General features: G+C 26.6%; 21 protein-coding genes, 1 other RNA gene and 1 other annotated feature. Of the genes, 8 read left to right on the forward strand and 14 right to left on the reverse strand.

Features of this window, described 5'->3' with window-relative positions; translation table 11 throughout:
* Nucleotides 1-5 precede the first annotated feature (5 nt).
* Nucleotides 6-479 carry a DUF4883 family protein gene (locus tag EG57_RS0213790; protein WP_032077765.1) on the reverse strand — a complete coding sequence of 158 codons (474 nt, stop codon included), beginning with the start codon at nucleotides 477-479 and terminating at the stop codon, nucleotides 6-8.
* Between the two features lie 98 nt (nucleotides 480-577).
* Between EG57_RS0213790 and EG57_RS0213795 the strand changes: the two genes are divergently transcribed.
* On the forward strand, nucleotides 578-1,408 hold the full coding sequence (locus EG57_RS0213795) for a Cof-type HAD-IIB family hydrolase (protein WP_032077766.1): 831 nt from the start codon (nucleotides 578-580) through the stop codon (nucleotides 1,406-1,408).
* Between the two features lie 23 nt (nucleotides 1,409-1,431).
* Here EG57_RS0213795 and EG57_RS0213800 read toward each other — a convergent pair whose 3' ends face one another.
* Complete coding sequence (locus EG57_RS0213800) at nucleotides 1,432-1,884, reverse strand: threonine/serine exporter family protein (protein ID WP_032077767.1); 453 nt, start codon at nucleotides 1,882-1,884, stop codon at nucleotides 1,432-1,434.
* A 2-nt stretch (nucleotides 1,885-1,886) separates the two neighbouring features.
* Nucleotides 1,887-2,654, reverse strand: coding sequence for a threonine/serine exporter family protein (locus EG57_RS0213805; protein ID WP_032077768.1), 768 nt, complete (start codon nucleotides 2,652-2,654; stop codon nucleotides 1,887-1,889).
* 273 nt (nucleotides 2,655-2,927) lie between these two features.
* Here EG57_RS0213805 and glyA point away from each other — a divergent pair, with 273 nt between their 5' ends.
* The 3 genes from glyA (at nucleotide 2,928) to EG57_RS0213820 (ending at nucleotide 5,574) form a co-directional block, all read left to right on the forward strand.
* A complete protein-coding gene (gene glyA, locus EG57_RS0213810; RefSeq protein ID WP_032077769.1) occupies nucleotides 2,928-4,163 on the forward strand; it encodes a serine hydroxymethyltransferase in 1,236 nt (411 codons plus the stop codon).
* Nucleotides 4,164-4,318: 155 nt separating this feature from the next.
* Nucleotides 4,319-4,564 carry a hypothetical protein gene (locus tag EG57_RS0213815; protein WP_032077770.1) on the forward strand — a complete coding sequence of 82 codons (246 nt, stop codon included), beginning with the start codon at nucleotides 4,319-4,321 and terminating at the stop codon, nucleotides 4,562-4,564.
* A gap of 356 nt (nucleotides 4,565-4,920) precedes the next feature.
* Nucleotides 4,921-5,574, forward strand: a complete 654-nt coding sequence (locus tag EG57_RS0213820; RefSeq protein WP_032077771.1) for a phosphatase PAP2 family protein — start codon at nucleotides 4,921-4,923, stop codon at nucleotides 5,572-5,574.
* A 189-nt stretch (nucleotides 5,575-5,763) separates the two neighbouring features.
* Here the strand turns inward: EG57_RS0213820 and EG57_RS0213825 are convergent, their stop codons facing one another.
* From EG57_RS0213825 to ssrS, 3 genes are all read right to left on the reverse strand, one after another.
* Entirely contained in the window at nucleotides 5,764-5,943 is a 180-nt protein-coding gene (locus tag EG57_RS0213825; protein WP_029161372.1) for a hypothetical protein, read from the reverse strand.
* Nucleotides 5,944-6,191: 248 nt separating this feature from the next.
* On the reverse strand, nucleotides 6,192-7,136 hold the full coding sequence (locus tag EG57_RS0213830; RefSeq protein WP_032077772.1) for an N-acetylmuramoyl-L-alanine amidase: 945 nt from the start codon (nucleotides 7,134-7,136) through the stop codon (nucleotides 6,192-6,194).
* Between the two features lie 145 nt (nucleotides 7,137-7,281).
* Nucleotides 7,282-7,468: non-coding RNA, 6S RNA (gene ssrS, locus EG57_RS25865), on the reverse strand.
* Nucleotides 7,469-7,730: 262 nt separating this feature from the next.
* Between ssrS and EG57_RS0213835 the strand changes: the two genes are divergently transcribed.
* Complete coding sequence (locus tag EG57_RS0213835) at nucleotides 7,731-7,934, forward strand: helix-turn-helix transcriptional regulator (protein WP_032077773.1); 204 nt, start codon at nucleotides 7,731-7,733, stop codon at nucleotides 7,932-7,934.
* Nucleotides 7,935-8,345, forward strand: coding sequence for a hypothetical protein (locus tag EG57_RS0213840; RefSeq protein ID WP_032077774.1), 411 nt, complete (start codon nucleotides 7,935-7,937; stop codon nucleotides 8,343-8,345). It abuts the gene before it with no gap.
* 60 nt (nucleotides 8,346-8,405) lie between these two features.
* Here the strand turns inward: EG57_RS0213840 and EG57_RS0213845 are convergent, their stop codons facing one another.
* The 4 genes from EG57_RS0213845 to EG57_RS25870 all read right to left on the reverse strand — a co-directional run bounded on the left by EG57_RS0213845 (nucleotide 8,406) and on the right by EG57_RS25870 (nucleotide 10,874).
* Nucleotides 8,406-8,597 carry an alpha/beta-type small acid-soluble spore protein gene (locus tag EG57_RS0213845; protein WP_029161235.1) on the reverse strand — a complete coding sequence of 64 codons (192 nt, stop codon included), beginning with the start codon at nucleotides 8,595-8,597 and terminating at the stop codon, nucleotides 8,406-8,408.
* A gap of 991 nt (nucleotides 8,598-9,588) precedes the next feature.
* Entirely contained in the window at nucleotides 9,589-9,828 is a 240-nt protein-coding gene (locus EG57_RS0213850) for a helix-turn-helix domain-containing protein (RefSeq protein WP_032077775.1), read from the reverse strand.
* 10 nt (nucleotides 9,829-9,838) lie between these two features.
* On the reverse strand, nucleotides 9,839-10,441 hold the full coding sequence (locus EG57_RS0213855; RefSeq protein ID WP_242859851.1) for a DUF2975 domain-containing protein: 603 nt from the start codon (nucleotides 10,439-10,441) through the stop codon (nucleotides 9,839-9,841).
* A 25-nt stretch (nucleotides 10,442-10,466) separates the two neighbouring features.
* Nucleotides 10,467-10,874, reverse strand: a complete 408-nt coding sequence (locus EG57_RS25870) for a DUF2975 domain-containing protein (protein ID WP_084572232.1) — start codon at nucleotides 10,872-10,874, stop codon at nucleotides 10,467-10,469.
* A 336-nt stretch (nucleotides 10,875-11,210) separates the two neighbouring features.
* On the opposite strand from EG57_RS25870, the gene EG57_RS25875 reads away from it, so the two are divergent.
* Both EG57_RS25875 and EG57_RS0213870 read left to right on the forward strand, forming a co-directional pair.
* Nucleotides 11,211-11,375, forward strand: a complete 165-nt coding sequence (locus tag EG57_RS25875) for a YjbQ family protein (RefSeq protein ID WP_084572233.1) — start codon at nucleotides 11,211-11,213, stop codon at nucleotides 11,373-11,375.
* A gap of 139 nt (nucleotides 11,376-11,514) precedes the next feature.
* Nucleotides 11,515-11,726: a binding site (T-box leader), on the forward strand.
* 178 nt (nucleotides 11,727-11,904) lie between these two features.
* Nucleotides 11,905-13,335: a sodium:solute symporter family protein gene (locus EG57_RS0213870; protein WP_032077776.1), complete on the forward strand. Its 1,431-nt coding sequence runs from the start codon at nucleotides 11,905-11,907 to the stop codon at nucleotides 13,333-13,335.
* Nucleotides 13,336-13,625: 290 nt separating this feature from the next.
* Here EG57_RS0213870 and EG57_RS0213875 read toward each other — a convergent pair whose 3' ends face one another.
* From EG57_RS0213875 to EG57_RS0213885, 4 genes are all read right to left on the reverse strand, one after another.
* Nucleotides 13,626-14,789: an iron-containing alcohol dehydrogenase gene (locus EG57_RS0213875; RefSeq protein ID WP_032077777.1), complete on the reverse strand. Its 1,164-nt coding sequence runs from the start codon at nucleotides 14,787-14,789 to the stop codon at nucleotides 13,626-13,628.
* Between the two features lie 309 nt (nucleotides 14,790-15,098).
* A complete protein-coding gene (locus tag EG57_RS0213880) occupies nucleotides 15,099-15,560 on the reverse strand; it encodes a ribonuclease H-like YkuK family protein (RefSeq protein ID WP_029161230.1) in 462 nt (153 codons plus the stop codon).
* Between the two features lie 91 nt (nucleotides 15,561-15,651).
* Entirely contained in the window at nucleotides 15,652-15,804 is a 153-nt protein-coding gene (locus tag EG57_RS26550) for a hypothetical protein (protein WP_161782714.1), read from the reverse strand.
* A gap of 85 nt (nucleotides 15,805-15,889) precedes the next feature.
* Nucleotides 15,890-16,264, reverse strand: a complete 375-nt coding sequence (locus EG57_RS0213885; RefSeq protein WP_032077778.1) for a YopX family protein — start codon at nucleotides 16,262-16,264, stop codon at nucleotides 15,890-15,892.
* Nucleotides 16,265-16,369 lie beyond the last annotated feature (105 nt).

Below are 16,369 nucleotides of genomic sequence, written 5' to 3' on the forward strand. Positions count from 1 at the left end.
TTTTTTTAATTGAATATAAATTTACATAACGAATATAAGTTTAAAGATATAGGTACCTCTTTCATGTCTATATAATCCATGCCATAGTTGCCATCCCAAGGATAGATAGAAATAAATTTTTCATTATATACACTAATCACCATTTTCTCTTTATTAAACGTAAAAAATATTTTATATGCAGGTTTACTTGGTAAATCCTTAGGTTTTGCAATAAAATTATTTTTATTAAGTGATTTAAGCATATTTTTAAATATAAGCTTATTTTCAATGTCTATTTCCTTTTCTTTGCACAAATTTGTATCTAAAGCTATACATTTGTATGAAGTTTCTAATGTTAAATCTTTAGCTAACAAATTGGTATAATAAAAATTATTGGGTTTATTTTTATTATACATAATATTGCTTAAATTATAATTGCATCCTACGAATATAATAGCTATAATAAATGACATACTTAAGTAAAGCCATATTTTTTTCAATATTATCACCTCTAGAATAAAATTATGTTATTAAATTAGTATTTATTACTATCATATTTATTGAAAATAAATTAATATAGGAGGCTTAAAATTTAAATATGAAATATAAAATAATAGCATCAGATATGGATGGAACATTATTAAATGATAATAAAAATATATCAAATTATAATTTGGATATGATAAATAAGGCCACTTCCCTTGGAGTTAAATTTGTAATAGCTTCTGGAAGAGTACCTGCTACTTTAAAATTTTATGAAGAAACTATAGGAAAAAATCAACCTATAATTTGTGCTAATGGTGCTATAGTTCTTGATCACAACAAAAATATAATTTATTCAAACCCTATTTCTAAAAATAACCTAATAAAAATTATAGATATTTTAAGAGATTACAAAGATACATATTATCACTTTTATGATGGTGATGTTTTTTGTAGTGAACAATTTGAATATAGTGCAAGAAAATTTTATGATTTCAATAGAAAAGTAGAAAAAAAATATAGAATGGAAATAAGGCTCTTAAAAGATGCTAAAGATTACATAATAAAAAGCAATTCAAATATAGATAAAATAGTAGTAATGGATGATGATATAAAATATTTAGAATATTTGAGACACAAAATAGATAATTTAGACAAAATTGAAACCACAAAATCTGAATTGAATAATGTAGAAATAATGGGCATAGGAAGCTCTAAAGGTAATGCATTAAGGCTTTTAGCTAAACATTACGAAATACCTGTAGATCAGTGTATAGCTATAGGAAATGATGAAAATGATATAAGTATGATAAATGCTGCTGGTATTGGTATATCTATGGTTAATGGAAAAGATTCATTAAAGCAACACGCAGATTATATAACAAAAAAAGATAATAATGATGGTGGTATTGGTGAAATAATAGAAAAATTCATATTAAATATTTAAAAATAGTACAGTATCCTCTTGTACTATTTTTTAGTCTTAGAAACATTTTGTTTACTAAACTTTGTCGTTATCTTCGCTATGGAAGATATAAAAAAAACTCCTACAGCTATTGTTCCTGCAATATACAAAGTTTGAAGACCTAATGTCAAAGATTCATTTGTGTTTCCCTGTACAGATTGAAACATAGTATTGTACATACCTCCACCAGGAACAAGAGGTATTATTGCACATATAATGAACGTAGTAACTGGTGTTTTTATAACTCTTGCCATAATTTCACAATACGCTGCAGCTAATAGTGAAGCTATAAAAAAAGAAAAAATGTTAGAAATATGAAAATAGGAAGATGATATTAGATAAGTTGACCAACTTAAACCTCCTCCTAAAGAAGCAAAAATTAAATTTTTCCCTTTTATATTAGATAAAACTCCAAAGCATAAAGTAGCTATTAAAGTATATAAAATATTAATCAACATGCCTATATTCCTCCAAAATAATTAAACCACAGTTTAAGAATAACTCCTGTGCCTAATGCTATAGCTATAGCAATTAAAAAAGCTTCAATTGCTCTTGAAATACCTGATATTAAATCCCCTGCTATAGTATCTCTAATAGCATTAGTTATAGCAAGCCCTGGAACTAATAACATAATAGATCCTATTATAACTTTATCAGAGTTTGCAGCAATACCAAAATGTGTAGTAAATAATGCTATTAATGCAGTTAAAGCTCCATTTATAATATTTATAAAAAATTCATTAGTTTCCAGTGAGTTAAGTTTTTCAGTTGTTATCCTAATTAAACATCCTATTATAAAAGCCACTGAAAAATCTCTCATATTTCCACCATAGACTAAAGTAAAAAATGATGCCACCATACCTGAAAATAATATATTTACCTTACTGTTATAAGGTTTCATAGAATCTATATTTTTCAACTTATCTTCTATGAATTCCAATGTATATCCTCTATTTTTTATATTACGAGATATATCATTTACCATAGATATTTTTTCTAAGTTTAAAGTTCTTTTCTTAATTCTTTTCACAATTGATAAAGTCTGTTGATATGGTTGATCAGCTGATGCCATTATAACAGTCAAGGTTACAAATGTATCTACTCCATTTATACCATAAACACTGCATATTCTTACTATTGTTTCCTCAACTCTATAAATTTCCGCTCCATTTTCTAGCATTATCTTACCAGCATAAGTTGCCACATTTAAAATCCTATTAACATCCATAATATATATGCTCCTTGATATAAATAACAAATCAATTTTATCCCCATATTCATAGCGTTATTATATCATATAAAATAAACATAACAAATTAATAATTTTCATAAATATTAACAGAAATTTAATGAAATAATATGTTGCCAAAATGTAAAAATAAACTTATAATTTTTATAATACTTTCTTAAATTTTTTTTAAAGAATGGGGTTATTTATTATCTAATTTTAAATAAATATCATAAAAATTATGACAAATCAATTATTAAGGGGGCAAACAAAATGAATTTTAAAGAATTAGAAAGAACAGACAAAGCGGTTTTCGATGTTATTCAAAAAGAAGAAGATAGACAAGAAAAAGGTATAGAACTTATAGCTTCAGAAAACTTCACTAGCAAATCTGTTATGGAAGCTATGGGATCTTTTTTAACTAATAAATACGCAGAAGGATTACCTGGAAAGAGATATTATGGAGGATGCCATGTTGTAGACATCGTAGAAGATTTAGCAAGAGAAAGAATGAAAAAATTATTTAATGCAGAATATGCTAATGTTCAGCCTCATTCAGGTTCTCAAGCTAATATGGCTGTTTATATGAGTGTATTGGAACCTGGAGATACAGTACTTGGTATGGACTTAACTCATGGCGGACATTTAACTCATGGTAGTAAAGCTAGTTTTTCAGGCAAACTTTATAACTTTATATCTTATGGAGTAAATGAAAAAACTGAAAGAATAGATTATGATGAACTTAGAGATTTGGCACTAAAAAATAAACCTAAAATGATAGTCTCTGGTGCTAGTGCATATCCAAGAGAAATAGACTTTAAGAAAATAAAGGATATATGTGATGAAGTAGGCGCTTATATGATGGTAGATATGGCTCATATAGCAGGTATAATAGCTGCTGGAAAACATATGTCTCCAGTACCATATGCAGATTTTGTAACTACTACAACTCATAAAACTTTAAGAGGACCAAGAGGTGGAGCTATACTTTGCAAAGAAAAATATGCAAAAGCAATAGATAAAACAGTTTTCCCTGGAGTTCAAAGCGGACCTTTAATGCACATAATAGCTGCTAAAGCAGTATGTTTCGGAGAAGCTCTTAAAGATGATTACAAAACATACATAGACCAAGTATTAAAAAATTGTAAAGTTCTTGGTGATGAACTTATAAAATACGGATTTAGATTAGTTACTGGTGGAACAGACAATCATTTAATTTTAATAGATCTAACAAATAAAAATATAAATGGAAAAGATGCTGAAAAATTGTTAGATGATGCTGGAATTACAGTTAATAAAAACACTATACCTTTTGAAAAACTAAGTCCTTTTGTAACTAGTGGGTTAAGACTAGGAACACCTGCTGTGACTACAAGAGGCTTTAAAGAAGAAGAAATGAAGAAAATTGCTTATTTCATAAATTATGTAATAGAAAATAGAGATAAAGATTTAAGTGAAATAAGAAATCAAGTATATGATTTATGTGCTAAATATCCTATTTATAAATAAAACTTAAATTATACTTTTAACTAAAATTCAAAATAGAAACAGTAGAATTAACAAATATTTGGATGATTCTACTGTTTTTTGTTTTTTTTAAAACAAGAAATATTTCCTCAATAATTACATATAATTTACTAACCAAAAAAATAAGGAGGAACTCTATGATTAAAAAAGGTAGTTTAATAGAAATTGAAGAGGTAAGTTATAGTGCAAACTACCCAAATGCTAAAGTTTTTATACGTGGAAACTGCTTAAGTAATTGTAATATAGGAGAAATAGTAAATATAAAGACCATTACTGGTCATATTATGAGTGGTATTGTATCCAAATGCAAATTTCTTTATTATAATGATAAAAAAAATAGAAAACATTTTAAAGAAATACTTTTAATAAATTTAAAAAAGTAATAATTATCTTAATGTTATTTAGTGGACAAGATGCACTTTATAGAGTAAAATCTGTTATAATTATATAGTCAAATAAACTTTAATGTTGCTCAGTAGTACTTATTGTCAACTTCAATATACTGCTGAGTAAAACTTTAATTACATAAATATCCTTATTAACATAACTTATGTTGTATATACTTTATTTAAAAAATTAAGAAATTTTTAATGATTTTTTTCACAAATAATTAATATATTTCATGTATAATTTTAAATATAGTTTTGTTTGACTTAGATGAATGTATTTAGGAGTATACAAACCTCTAAAAAGCTATAGATGAAACTCCTTTTTAATCTTAGAAGGGCGTGATAAAAATATGAAATTATTGAAAAAAAACTTAATTCCTTTAACTTTAATGTTATTAATTCCAATAGAAACTATTATTTATGGAGTTCTTAATAATTCTTTAAGAGGAGTACACTATCTTGTAACCCCTATAGACAATTTTATACCTTTTCTAAAAATATTTGTTATACCTTATTTGTTGTATTATCCATTTATAGGATTTACCTTGATATACTTATGTTTTTATTATAGAAAAGTTTACTACAAAACTATATGCAGCTTACTTTTAGGTATGCTTATATGCTATCTCGTATATTTTATATTTCAAACTGCTACACCAAGGCCCGAATTGCAAGGAAATGACTTTTTTACAAATATTGCAAGATTTATATATGGTAAAGACAACCCTTTTAATTGTTTTCCAAGTATACACGTTTTAACTAGTTATCTTATGATTAAAGGTATCATGAAAAGTGGAGAAAAAAATTTATTAATTAAAGCTTGTATATGGTTAGTAGGTTTATCAATAATACTATCAACTCAATTTATTAAACAACATGTAATTTTAGATTTAATTTCTGGTATAATGCTAGCTAATGTTATTTATAGAATGGTAGATAATTTCAATTTAGAAATATTCCCTCTATGGATAAGAAAATTATATTCTTTAGATACAACCAAATAAAAAATATTCACTAAAACATAATTTAGGAACAATTAAGAATTTAGTTTTTTATAAATTAAATAAAATCTATAAAAAACTAAATTCTTATATTTTATTCTAACCAAAATAAAAAAATCCTCAGAATGAAATTTAGCCTTACTGAGAATTTATGTTATTTTTACAAATTAATATTTATAATAAATTTATTTTTTATATTATAATTATAAATACTATTAACTCTGTAATCATAGGAAGAATAGCACATGTAAAAACAAATTCTACTAGTTTTTTACTTTCTTTTATTATAGAATAATCCAACATTTTAATAGATTCTTTTGAATTTACTCTTTCATTGTTTTTTGATAGATTTTCAAAATTCGAATTCATCATTAATAACACCTCCACATCATAATTTCATACTTAAACCAAAGTAATTAAATTAGATCTGTGTATGAATTACATGCTTATACGGTATTTCTATTTTAATGAAAACTCATAAATGAATTTTAAACAATGACTTCTTATTTAATATCATTATATGCTTTTTGTATACATTTTGATATGAATTATTTGTAATTATAGCCTCAAACCTTACATTATTTACACTCTAAGCATACTTCTTTTTACTCTCTCAACTATTATTTTAAAACTTTATCCCAATCCTTTTCTCTTATTACTCCATCTGCTCCTTGAGCACTCCATATTCCAGCTTTAACTTGCCATTCCTTAACTTTTTGCACTGTATTAGAATCCCATAACTCATCTTTAGGTGCTATTCCAATATACCATTTTACAAATTTAATAAGTATAGGATTGAAAGGCCATCCTGCTCCTATAGTTGGTTTCTTAATTATTGTATTCAATGCATTAACAAGAGTATCATCTATACTATTTCCACCAGGTAGATCAACTATATATCTAAACTGAGTTATAGCTTGTTTAGTTTTATTATCTAGTTTTCCAGTGACACTATTTTCTCCTGATTCAAGGCAGCTAACTCTCTGCAAATCATGCTGAACAGATTTAATAAAATCAGAACTCATATTGCCATCTAAAACTTGTTGTCCTGTGAGTCCATAAACTATTGCATTAGCTATGGCATCTGACCCTAACTGACTATATAAATCTGCATCACTTTTAGTATCCACAAAACATATTTCTATTAATATCGCAACTGGTTTACTGTGCTTTATTACATACAAACCACTGCCATCTTTAACACCTCTATTGATAAAACCTAAAGATATTAGTGAATTTAATACGCTGCTAGCTAAATTATACCCTAAAGAACTCATAGCAAAAACTTCACTACCTTTTCCTCCACCAGAGTTTAAGTGTATTGAAACTAAATAATCTGCACTAACAGAACTATCGCATCTTTGCTGTAGACTATCTGTAACACTTGAAGCAGTTGAAGGTCTTACATTCCATGCTTCATACCCTAATGATTTCAACTTGGATATAACTCTATTTCCTATATCTAAAGCGCAATCCTGTTCAAATAGATAACCAACTTCGCCGCCATCTCCACCTAAGCTCCCATTTACATCTCCATGTCCAGGATCTATTGCAAATTTACTCATAAAAATTCACCTCCTGATTAATGTATATGTTGTAAAATTTAAAATGTTATTATTTAATTCAGCCCTCAAAAAAATTAAGCATAATTATAAAGGGAGGTATATGCCTCCCTTTATAATTATGCTTATTCCAGCAAAACTTCTAATTTATAACTCCAAAATACCGTTACTTTAATTTTGACACCTATCCTTACGATAGGTGGGTGCTTTCACAAATATTTCTTTGAATATGCCAACATCTATTGGACTTATAGCTCAAATACATATTTAAATATTAAGCTCCCGTTCAAATGCTGTAGGTTCAAAATTAAAGCTTACAAATATTCCAGAAAAATCACCTTAGTTAGTTTCCTATATGAAAACCTTTTAATATCTTATTTACTTTTATTATATCAAATAATTATAGAAATGCAACAGTACTTTTGTATAAAAATCAATAAATATTTTATGTAAATTGTAGTAAAGTTAACTTTACATTTATAATATTTATGTGTATAATTAATGTAAAGCTAACTTAACATTAAAATATGTTTTCAATATAATTAAGTTATATTTTCCAACTGATGTAAAGTTAACTTTACACGGAGGTGATAATCTTTGAAAAACAAAATAAAGCAGCTAAGAGAAAACTTTAACCTTACACAACAAGATCTAGCTGAAAAAGTTGATGTATCTAGACAAACAATTATTTCTTTAGAAAATGAAAAGTATAATCCCTCTATTTTACTTGCTTACAAAATAGCTAAAACTTTTAATTTATCCATTGAAAAAATATTTATATTTGAAGAGGAGGAATTTTAAATGGATGTCAATAAAGAAATAAAAAAAAGTATATTTTACTATACTATTATGGCTCTTATCGGTCTTATAGCATTATTTGTAGGATATGTTTTAAATTTTCAAAAGCATGCTATGTCTGGTATAGCAATTGGCTTCACCCCTGTAGGAATAATTGGTATTTTGATTTACACCTTTGGAAAGAATAAACCTAAATTGATCAAAAGTGTAAAAGCAGAAAATGAAGAAAGAAACATTTTTATACGCAACAAAACTGGTTATAGAGCTTTCTGGATAACCTATTGGTACGTTTTTATTGTTACTATGGGAACTGACTTCCTAAATATATCTGCAAGTAATTTATCTATAGCTACCTTAATTTTTATGCCTATAGTATATTTTATTACTATGATTGTGTATCATCATAAGTATTAAATTGTAACAATATAAAATCCTGTACTCAAAATATGAGTACAGGGTTTCTTTTATCCTATATTATAGCCCTTTTTCATAAGCTTCTACCATTTTTTTGACCATGTTTCCACCTATTGACCCAGCCTCTCTTGCAGTTAAATCTCCATTGTATCCATCCTTTAATGTTACACCAACTTCAGCAGCTGATTCCATTTTAAATTTGTTTAATCCTTCTTTAGCTTGTGGTACTAAAACTTTATTATTGTTTGACATAGTATATTCCTCCTCTTTAATAAGATTTGTACTACACTTTATGGTCTTATTTTGTTCTTTTTTAAGGTTATTACTCTATTAAATCAAAGGCAAAATTGAATATATATTTATGAAATTGAATTTTTTTACAAAATAAGCATATTGCGACACAACTTTTTAGGTGGAGTCCGCATTGAATATACGGTGTATAAAAGCCAACCGTTTATTAAGGAGCTCTAATGTCTAAAATTTTAAAAATCTCTACCCGCTCAAATGTCCCGTCCTGGGACTTTCGCGGCTTGAATCGTCCTGATTCAAATTACGAGATTTTTTAAATTTTAGACATAAGAGCTCCTAAATTCTCTCAAAAGCTTTTATACACCGTATATTCAAAGCTCCCTCCACCTAAAAAGTTGTGTAGTAACTATTGTAATTCTAATATAAAAAATTGCTTATAATACATTATAATTATAGCTCTTCAGAAAAAAGCATATCTTTCATAATACTTATAATCTAGTTTATGTATATTTCAACCATTTTAATAATATCCTATGGCGCAGCCTGCAAAAATAATAAGTCTGTTTTAAGACATTTCCACAGAATATAATTAAACTAAATATATTAGTCCAACATCAGGCTCCGCCTTAATTTTAAGCGTTATAAATTATAGTCATAAATATGATTATGGCTTACTAAAATTACTTATAGCAATGTAATTATGTACATCCACTTGAAGTTGCTAGTTTGAATTTTAACTTTTATGCAGTGATATATGATAAGGGTGTCATCACATTAGCTAAATTGTTTTAGTATTATTCTTAGCTCAAAATTTTTGAAAACCTTAGAACTTTAGTCCTGTCTGAGGGAACCGAGTTTGACAAAGTTCTTAGGCTTTCAAAAATTTCGAGCTTTAGAATAATTAAAACATTTAGCCGTGATGACACCCTTATCATATATCACGGAATGAAAGTTAAAATCCAAACTTCCACTGCACCTTTACGTCGCATAATTTTTACTTCGTAACATTTAAATCATCTTCGCCTTCGGTTTTTGCAGAATACTCCAAAATATCCCCTGGTTGGCAATTTAGTTCTTTGCATATAGCTTCCAAAGTGGAAAATCTAACAGCTTTTGCTTTGTTATTTTTTAATATAGATAAATTGGCATTTGTAATACCAACTCTTTCAGCTAACTCTGATAAAGATATTTTTCTTTTAGCCATCATTACATCTAAATTAACTATAATAGGCATATATCTCCTCCTATATCATCAAGTCATTTTCTTGCTTAATTTTTACAGCTTCTTTAAATATCTCAGAAAAAACCAATATTATAATTCCTATAAATATACCCAAAACTGTATCTATTCTTGAAGTAATTCCATTTTCTATATTTAAGAGTATAAAAACTCCAGTTCCATATTTAATAATGTTATTTATAAATATAAATGCTCCAACTATGATAGTTGAAAAACCTACCCTTCTTAATCTCAAAACATTCTTTAGTACAAACACTTCTTTGTCCATAAAAGCTTTAATTATTTCTCTTAGCTCAAAAGTAATAATTATTATACAGATAAGGGTTATAATAAAGGTTATACCAAATAATACATTCATTAAATTATTTTGCATATTACTATTTTTATAAATAGAATATATTGATGCTAAAATTATTAATGGCAAATTTATTATTTCAATAATTAGAAATAAGCTTAATAATGCCTTCAGAAATCTTAAACTTGCATTAAGAAAAGACTTATTATATGATCTAATATTGCTTACTTTATTTGTTGATTGTGCCATATCTTCAAACTTTACCTTTGTTTGCTCAATTAACGTTAAAATATTGTTTCTAAAAATTTTCATCTATATCACACCTTCTTGCAATTTTTTATATAGTTAAATCATGATCTTGCTTTATTTTAATAGACTGATTAAACATTTCAGCTAAAATGATCATAAAAATACTCATAATAATAAATATTAAAAAATCCATATCACAATAAGGTCCATACTGATCAGAATGAAAAGCAAAAAAGTAATGATATCCAAATTTAAGTCTATCCTTTATAAAAATATACAAACCTATTAGAAAAATATTTAAAGCTATATTTCTCATACTTTTCACATTGTTTATTACAAATGGATTTTTTTCAATCAAAGTTTTATTCATTTTTATAATCTCATTAGTAATTATAATACAGTTTATAAATGCTATAAAAAATAAAATAGTCATAATTATATTAGCTTGTGTAAATTTAAAGCTAAAGTCAAAAGTACACCACAATATAGGAAACATGATACAGCCTATAACCTCAACTTAAAATAATACGTTTAAAGCCACATTAATAAACTGAAATTTCTTTTCATCTTCCATATAATTTCTCATCATATTGACCTCCTAATTTTTTATTTTTTATTATATTTAAATTATACCAATGTGTTTATTTAAAATCAATATTGTTTTATTGAAAAACAATAAATATTTATTGTTTATTATTATAATACTGTAAGCTATAAAAAATTTATATGATTGTACTTAAAATAAAAGCTTTCAATTGAATTAACTCTATATTAAATCTACAATTATAAATAAACCCAACTTTAAAATTACATATGAAAAGAGGTAATTTAAATGTCAAAATTATTTACTTATTCTATTAATACAACAAAATCTGATGAATTTATAAATATAACCAACTTGCTAAAAAAATCCATAAAAGAAAGTTCAGTAAACGATGGTATTGCAATAGTTTTTTGTCCTCATACAACAGCTGGTATAACTATAAATGAAAGTTAATTATACAAAATATGCAAAATAGAGTAAATTAAAAATTTTTATAGTAAACTGAAGAATTTTAATGTTATTTAATTCTTAGAAGGAATTTCAGGTTTTGTATTTATTTAAAAATTTATCTATAATATTCTTTAAATAATTATTAAATGTGAAGATGGACATAAGTAATTAAGTGTATTCTACAGAGAGACGATGGTTGGTGAAAATCGTTCAAAAAACTTAATGAAATACATTCCTGAACTGTAAGCTGAATTTTTAGTAGGCTGAGCCGCTAACTCGCGTTAAGAGTAAGAGATGATTAATATTTTATTTATCTGAAAGTAGGGTGGTACCACGACTAAGTTCGTCCCTTGGTTGTGGTAACACCTTTTTTATTTTGTTCATAACCTTACTTTCATTAAATATCATTATTAATCAATTAGGGTGGTACCACGATTTTTCGTCCCTTGGCCAGGGGGCGATTTTTTATTTAAAAATTTAAATTAAACATCACTACTAAATTTAACACTACTACAAAAAGGGGGCTATCATAATGAATATTTCTTTAATCATAGTTGCATTATATATAATAATACTTTTTATAATAAGCTTTTTTGCTAAAAAAAGAGCTGGTAAAGGCAGTGAAAGTTATACTCTGGCAGGCAGAAAATTAACTGTACCTCTTGTAACTTGTTCACTTATAGGTCTTGCTATAGGAGGTTCTTCCACTATAGGAGTTGCTGAACAAGCTTATAGTTTGGGGCTTTCAGCTGGATGGTACAATGTTGCTTGGGGATTTGGAGCTATAGTAATGGGGCTTGCTTTAGCTGGTAAATATAGAGATTTTAATGTTTCAACTGTACCTGAGCTTTTTGGTAGATTTTATGATAAAAAAAGTAGAGTTGCATGTGTTATTTGCCAAATAATTATTCAAATTGTAGTTGTATCTCTTCAATACATCGCTGGTGGTGCAATTTTATCGTCATTATTACCAGGAGTATTTACATTAAAAACTGGTATGATAATAAGTGCTTGCGTATTTATAGGTATAACCTTTATAGGTGGTATGTGGTCTGCTGGATTATGTAATTTGTTTAATGTACCTTTAAAATATATAGGTATTATCCTATGCACAATACTAGCTGTATCTTCTAGAGGAGGATTACACAACTTAAGTCAACAGCTTCCTCATAATGTTCCTTACTTTAATTTTATACAAGGAACAGGTATATGGGTTGTACTTAGCTGGATATTAATAATGACTACTCAAGCCATGTCAATGCAAGGTCCTGTACAATTGACTTTTGCTGCTAAAAATGCAAAAACTGCAAGAAATGGATTTATACTTGGAGGATTACTTATGATTCCTATAGGATTCTTGTGTGCTCTAATAGGAATGTCAGCTAGAACAGCTTTTCCAGGAGTAAGTGCTACTATGGCATTACCTAAAATGATATTGTCTTTAAATCCATTAGTAGCTGGAATAACTCTTGCAGCACTTTGGGCAGCAGATGTATCATCTGCTTGTAGTATGCTTTTAGGGTCTGCTACTCTTATTTCTCATGATGTTTACAAGGAATTTATTAATCCTAAGGTTGATGATAAAAAACTTTTAGTTATAAATAAAATACTTGTTTGTATTTTAGGAGTAATAACCTTTGTATTGGCTTTATCTATAGGCGGCATTTTAAAAACTATATCAATAGGCTTAAGTTTATCTACAGCATTTACTGTTACATTTTTATTTACTATATTTTTACCTAAGCTTTGTAGAAGAAACTCAGCATTTTGCACTATCATAGTTGGAATAGTAACTCTTTTCTTATGGCAGCTTGTACCTGCAGTAAGAATTTTCCCTCATGTTATATTCATGGAATGGTTAGCATGTCTATCTACATTTTTATTAGTAGCAATATTCGATAAAGAAATTTTAAAAAATATTCAAGTACCAATAAATAAATCTGCTTTACCTAAAGTAGAATAATATAAAAAGATATATCAATTAAAAAAATTCAAATCTTAAATAAATAAACATGATTAGCATGTTCAAGTTAGCAATTAAAATTTAATCTTAATTAAAAAATAGAGCTGTGGCATTAAGAATAAATACTACAATATATTTATTGTATGTAAATTTCTTACCACCACAGCTTTACTTCACTTTTATTATTCAGCCATATCGTATATTTAAGTATTGTTCACAAAATTAAATGCTTAATGTATACTTCTGTACTAACATTAGCAAAAGTTAATCAACTTAGTGTATAATGTGAACTATAGTGCTGCTTTAAATATACTTAGCACATCTTTTTCATCTAAGGCCTTAATAACACCAATCTTTCCTCTACTTACAGATTTCTTTGCCATTTCTTCTAATCTATCTTCCCCTATACCAACTTCTTTTAAAGTTGTAGGTAATACTAGAGAAACAAAGTATTCCTTAGTTTTCTCAATAGCTTCATTAGCTATTGACATCTTATCATGATTTTTGTCTATTCCCCAAACATTTACTCCATATTCAACAAAGTTATCTACAGTATTTTCATCTAAAACATACTTCATCCAATGAGGTGTTAAAATTGCAAGTCCTACTCCATGAGTAATATCATATATTGCACTTAATTCATGCTCCATTGGATGAACAGCCCAGTTACGTGTTTTTCCATATGCTAGTAATCCATTTATAGCTAAGCTTGAAGCCCACATTAGGTTAGCTCTTGCTTCATAATTTTCAGGATCTTTAACTGCTTTTACACCATATTCTATACAAGTCTTAAGAATGGCTTCTGATATTCTATTTTGTATAAATGTTTCCCTTGTATTAGTAAAATAAGATTCAAAAGTATGACTCATTATATCAGCTGTTCCAGATGCTGTTTGATTGGCAGGTACTGAAAAAGTATATTCAGGATCTAAAATGGAAAATTTAGGTGCCATATCAGGATGAGATGTTCCTAGTTTTTCATTAGTTTCAGTATTTGAGATTACAGCAAATACATCCATTTCTGAACCTGTTGCAGCTAGAGTTAATATAGATGCAATAGGAAGAACTTTTTTTATCTTTCTTGGATTAACTACAATGTCCCATGGATCACCTTCATAATAATATCCCGCTGCTATAGCTTTAGCACAATCAATTGAGCTACCACCACCTACTGCAAGTACAAAATCTATATTATTATCCTTACATATTTTTATACCTTTTCTTACTGTTGTTATTCTTGGATTTGGTTCTACACCAGAAAGTTCACAAAAATCAATGTTTTCTTCTTTTAAAATATTAACTATCTTATCATATATACCATTTCTTTTTATACTTCCTCCTCCATAAACAATTAAAACTTTAGCTCCATATTGTTTTATATTAGTACCAAGTACTTTTATTCGTCCTTTCCCAAAAAATACTTTTGTAGGAATTGAATAGTTGAAGTTTTGCATGATTTGATACCCCTTTCTATTAATGACTTATCTTTTTGATTTTAATAAATTTTAATTAAATATAGGATATAATTATTAACTTGTTAAATAATTTACCCTCAATTAAAATAATATCATCTTATTTCATTTTTTGCTACATTTTGCTTTATATTTAGTATAAACTTTGATTAGGCAAATAAATCTGCAAATCGTTAAAAATACTTAATTTCTTTACAAAAAATTTCAAACTAAACTGTTGTAACATTAACCAAATTACTTACAAATTGAAGATAAAAATAAAAAGACATTTTAAATGCCTTTTTTACAATACTATTTAGAATACCTATTTGCTATGGATGATGCTGCATATGAATATGGCTTTGTTTTACAATTAAAACCACAAGAATTTATCCATGATGTAATTTCAGCTATAACCTTAGATGAAGGTCCATTATCTCCAGCATCTACATGTATAGATATATCATATTTAAAGTATTTATCTTCAAATAGTTCCACAAATTTCGTGGCAATATTAATACTTATATTTGTTTCATAAAAAATTTTTTGACGTATATTGGTAATTTTGCTTACTCTTTTAGTATCATAAAAAAATATTCCACCATTTCCCACCCTATGAACAGCTACTACTATAACTACTTTAGTTAAATCAAAATTTTGTGAATCAGTACCTATAGATATTTTATATTCTTTTTCTGGTCTTTCACTAACATAGTTCTTAATTAATTCAACCATATTTTTAAAATCAACTTCACCATAAGTTATACTTTTCATTTAAAATCATTCCCCTTATTATAAAGTATAATTATTATATTATATTAATTTTTAGCAATTTAAGTTCATTTAAAAATATTATAATTTTAAACTAGTCAACTATTTTATTAATCAATTTTTCAATTTCATTCTCTGTTGCTATTCCCATTTCAATTGATTTTTTTATATTATGTATAATATATTCTTCTGAAACTTTTGATGCATCAGACAACTTTTTAATCATATTCATAAGTTTATCACTCATATTAACACCTCATTTATTAATATTTTTAATTCTATTATAAATCACTATTTTTATGTAATTATTAATTTGGTGTTAAAATATTGTATTATTTCTTTATAAACTCTGAATTTTCATATATATTTCCTACAATTATTATATTACCATTTAACATTTGAATATATAAATATTCATTTTCCACATAAAATCCATATAAATCAGTGGAATCACTAAGTTCTCCACATTCTCCAATATACTTTGAAAAACTATATTTTCCAAACCTCACTGGAAGCTTTAATGAAATTTTTTCATTATTTATAGCAATTATATCTCCTTCATAAATTTCTCTACCATTCTTATTCTTAAGGCCTGTATATTGCAATATTTCACATTTTTCATTTATATCTTGTTCTTTCATATCGTATATAAAAAAAGGTTTACTAATTGTAAAACCATTCCAAATTTTAAATTTAAATTCTCTCATTTTATATCTCCCTTATTTTTTAAGCTTCTTCATTTAATAATATTATAGCATTTAAATTTTGTTTCTTAAATGAAAATAACCATTAGTTCTTAAACTAATAGCCAT

The organism is Clostridium drakei, from assembly GCF_000633595.2.
Lineage (GTDB): Bacteria > Bacillota > Clostridia > Clostridiales > Clostridiaceae > Clostridium_AM > Clostridium_AM drakei.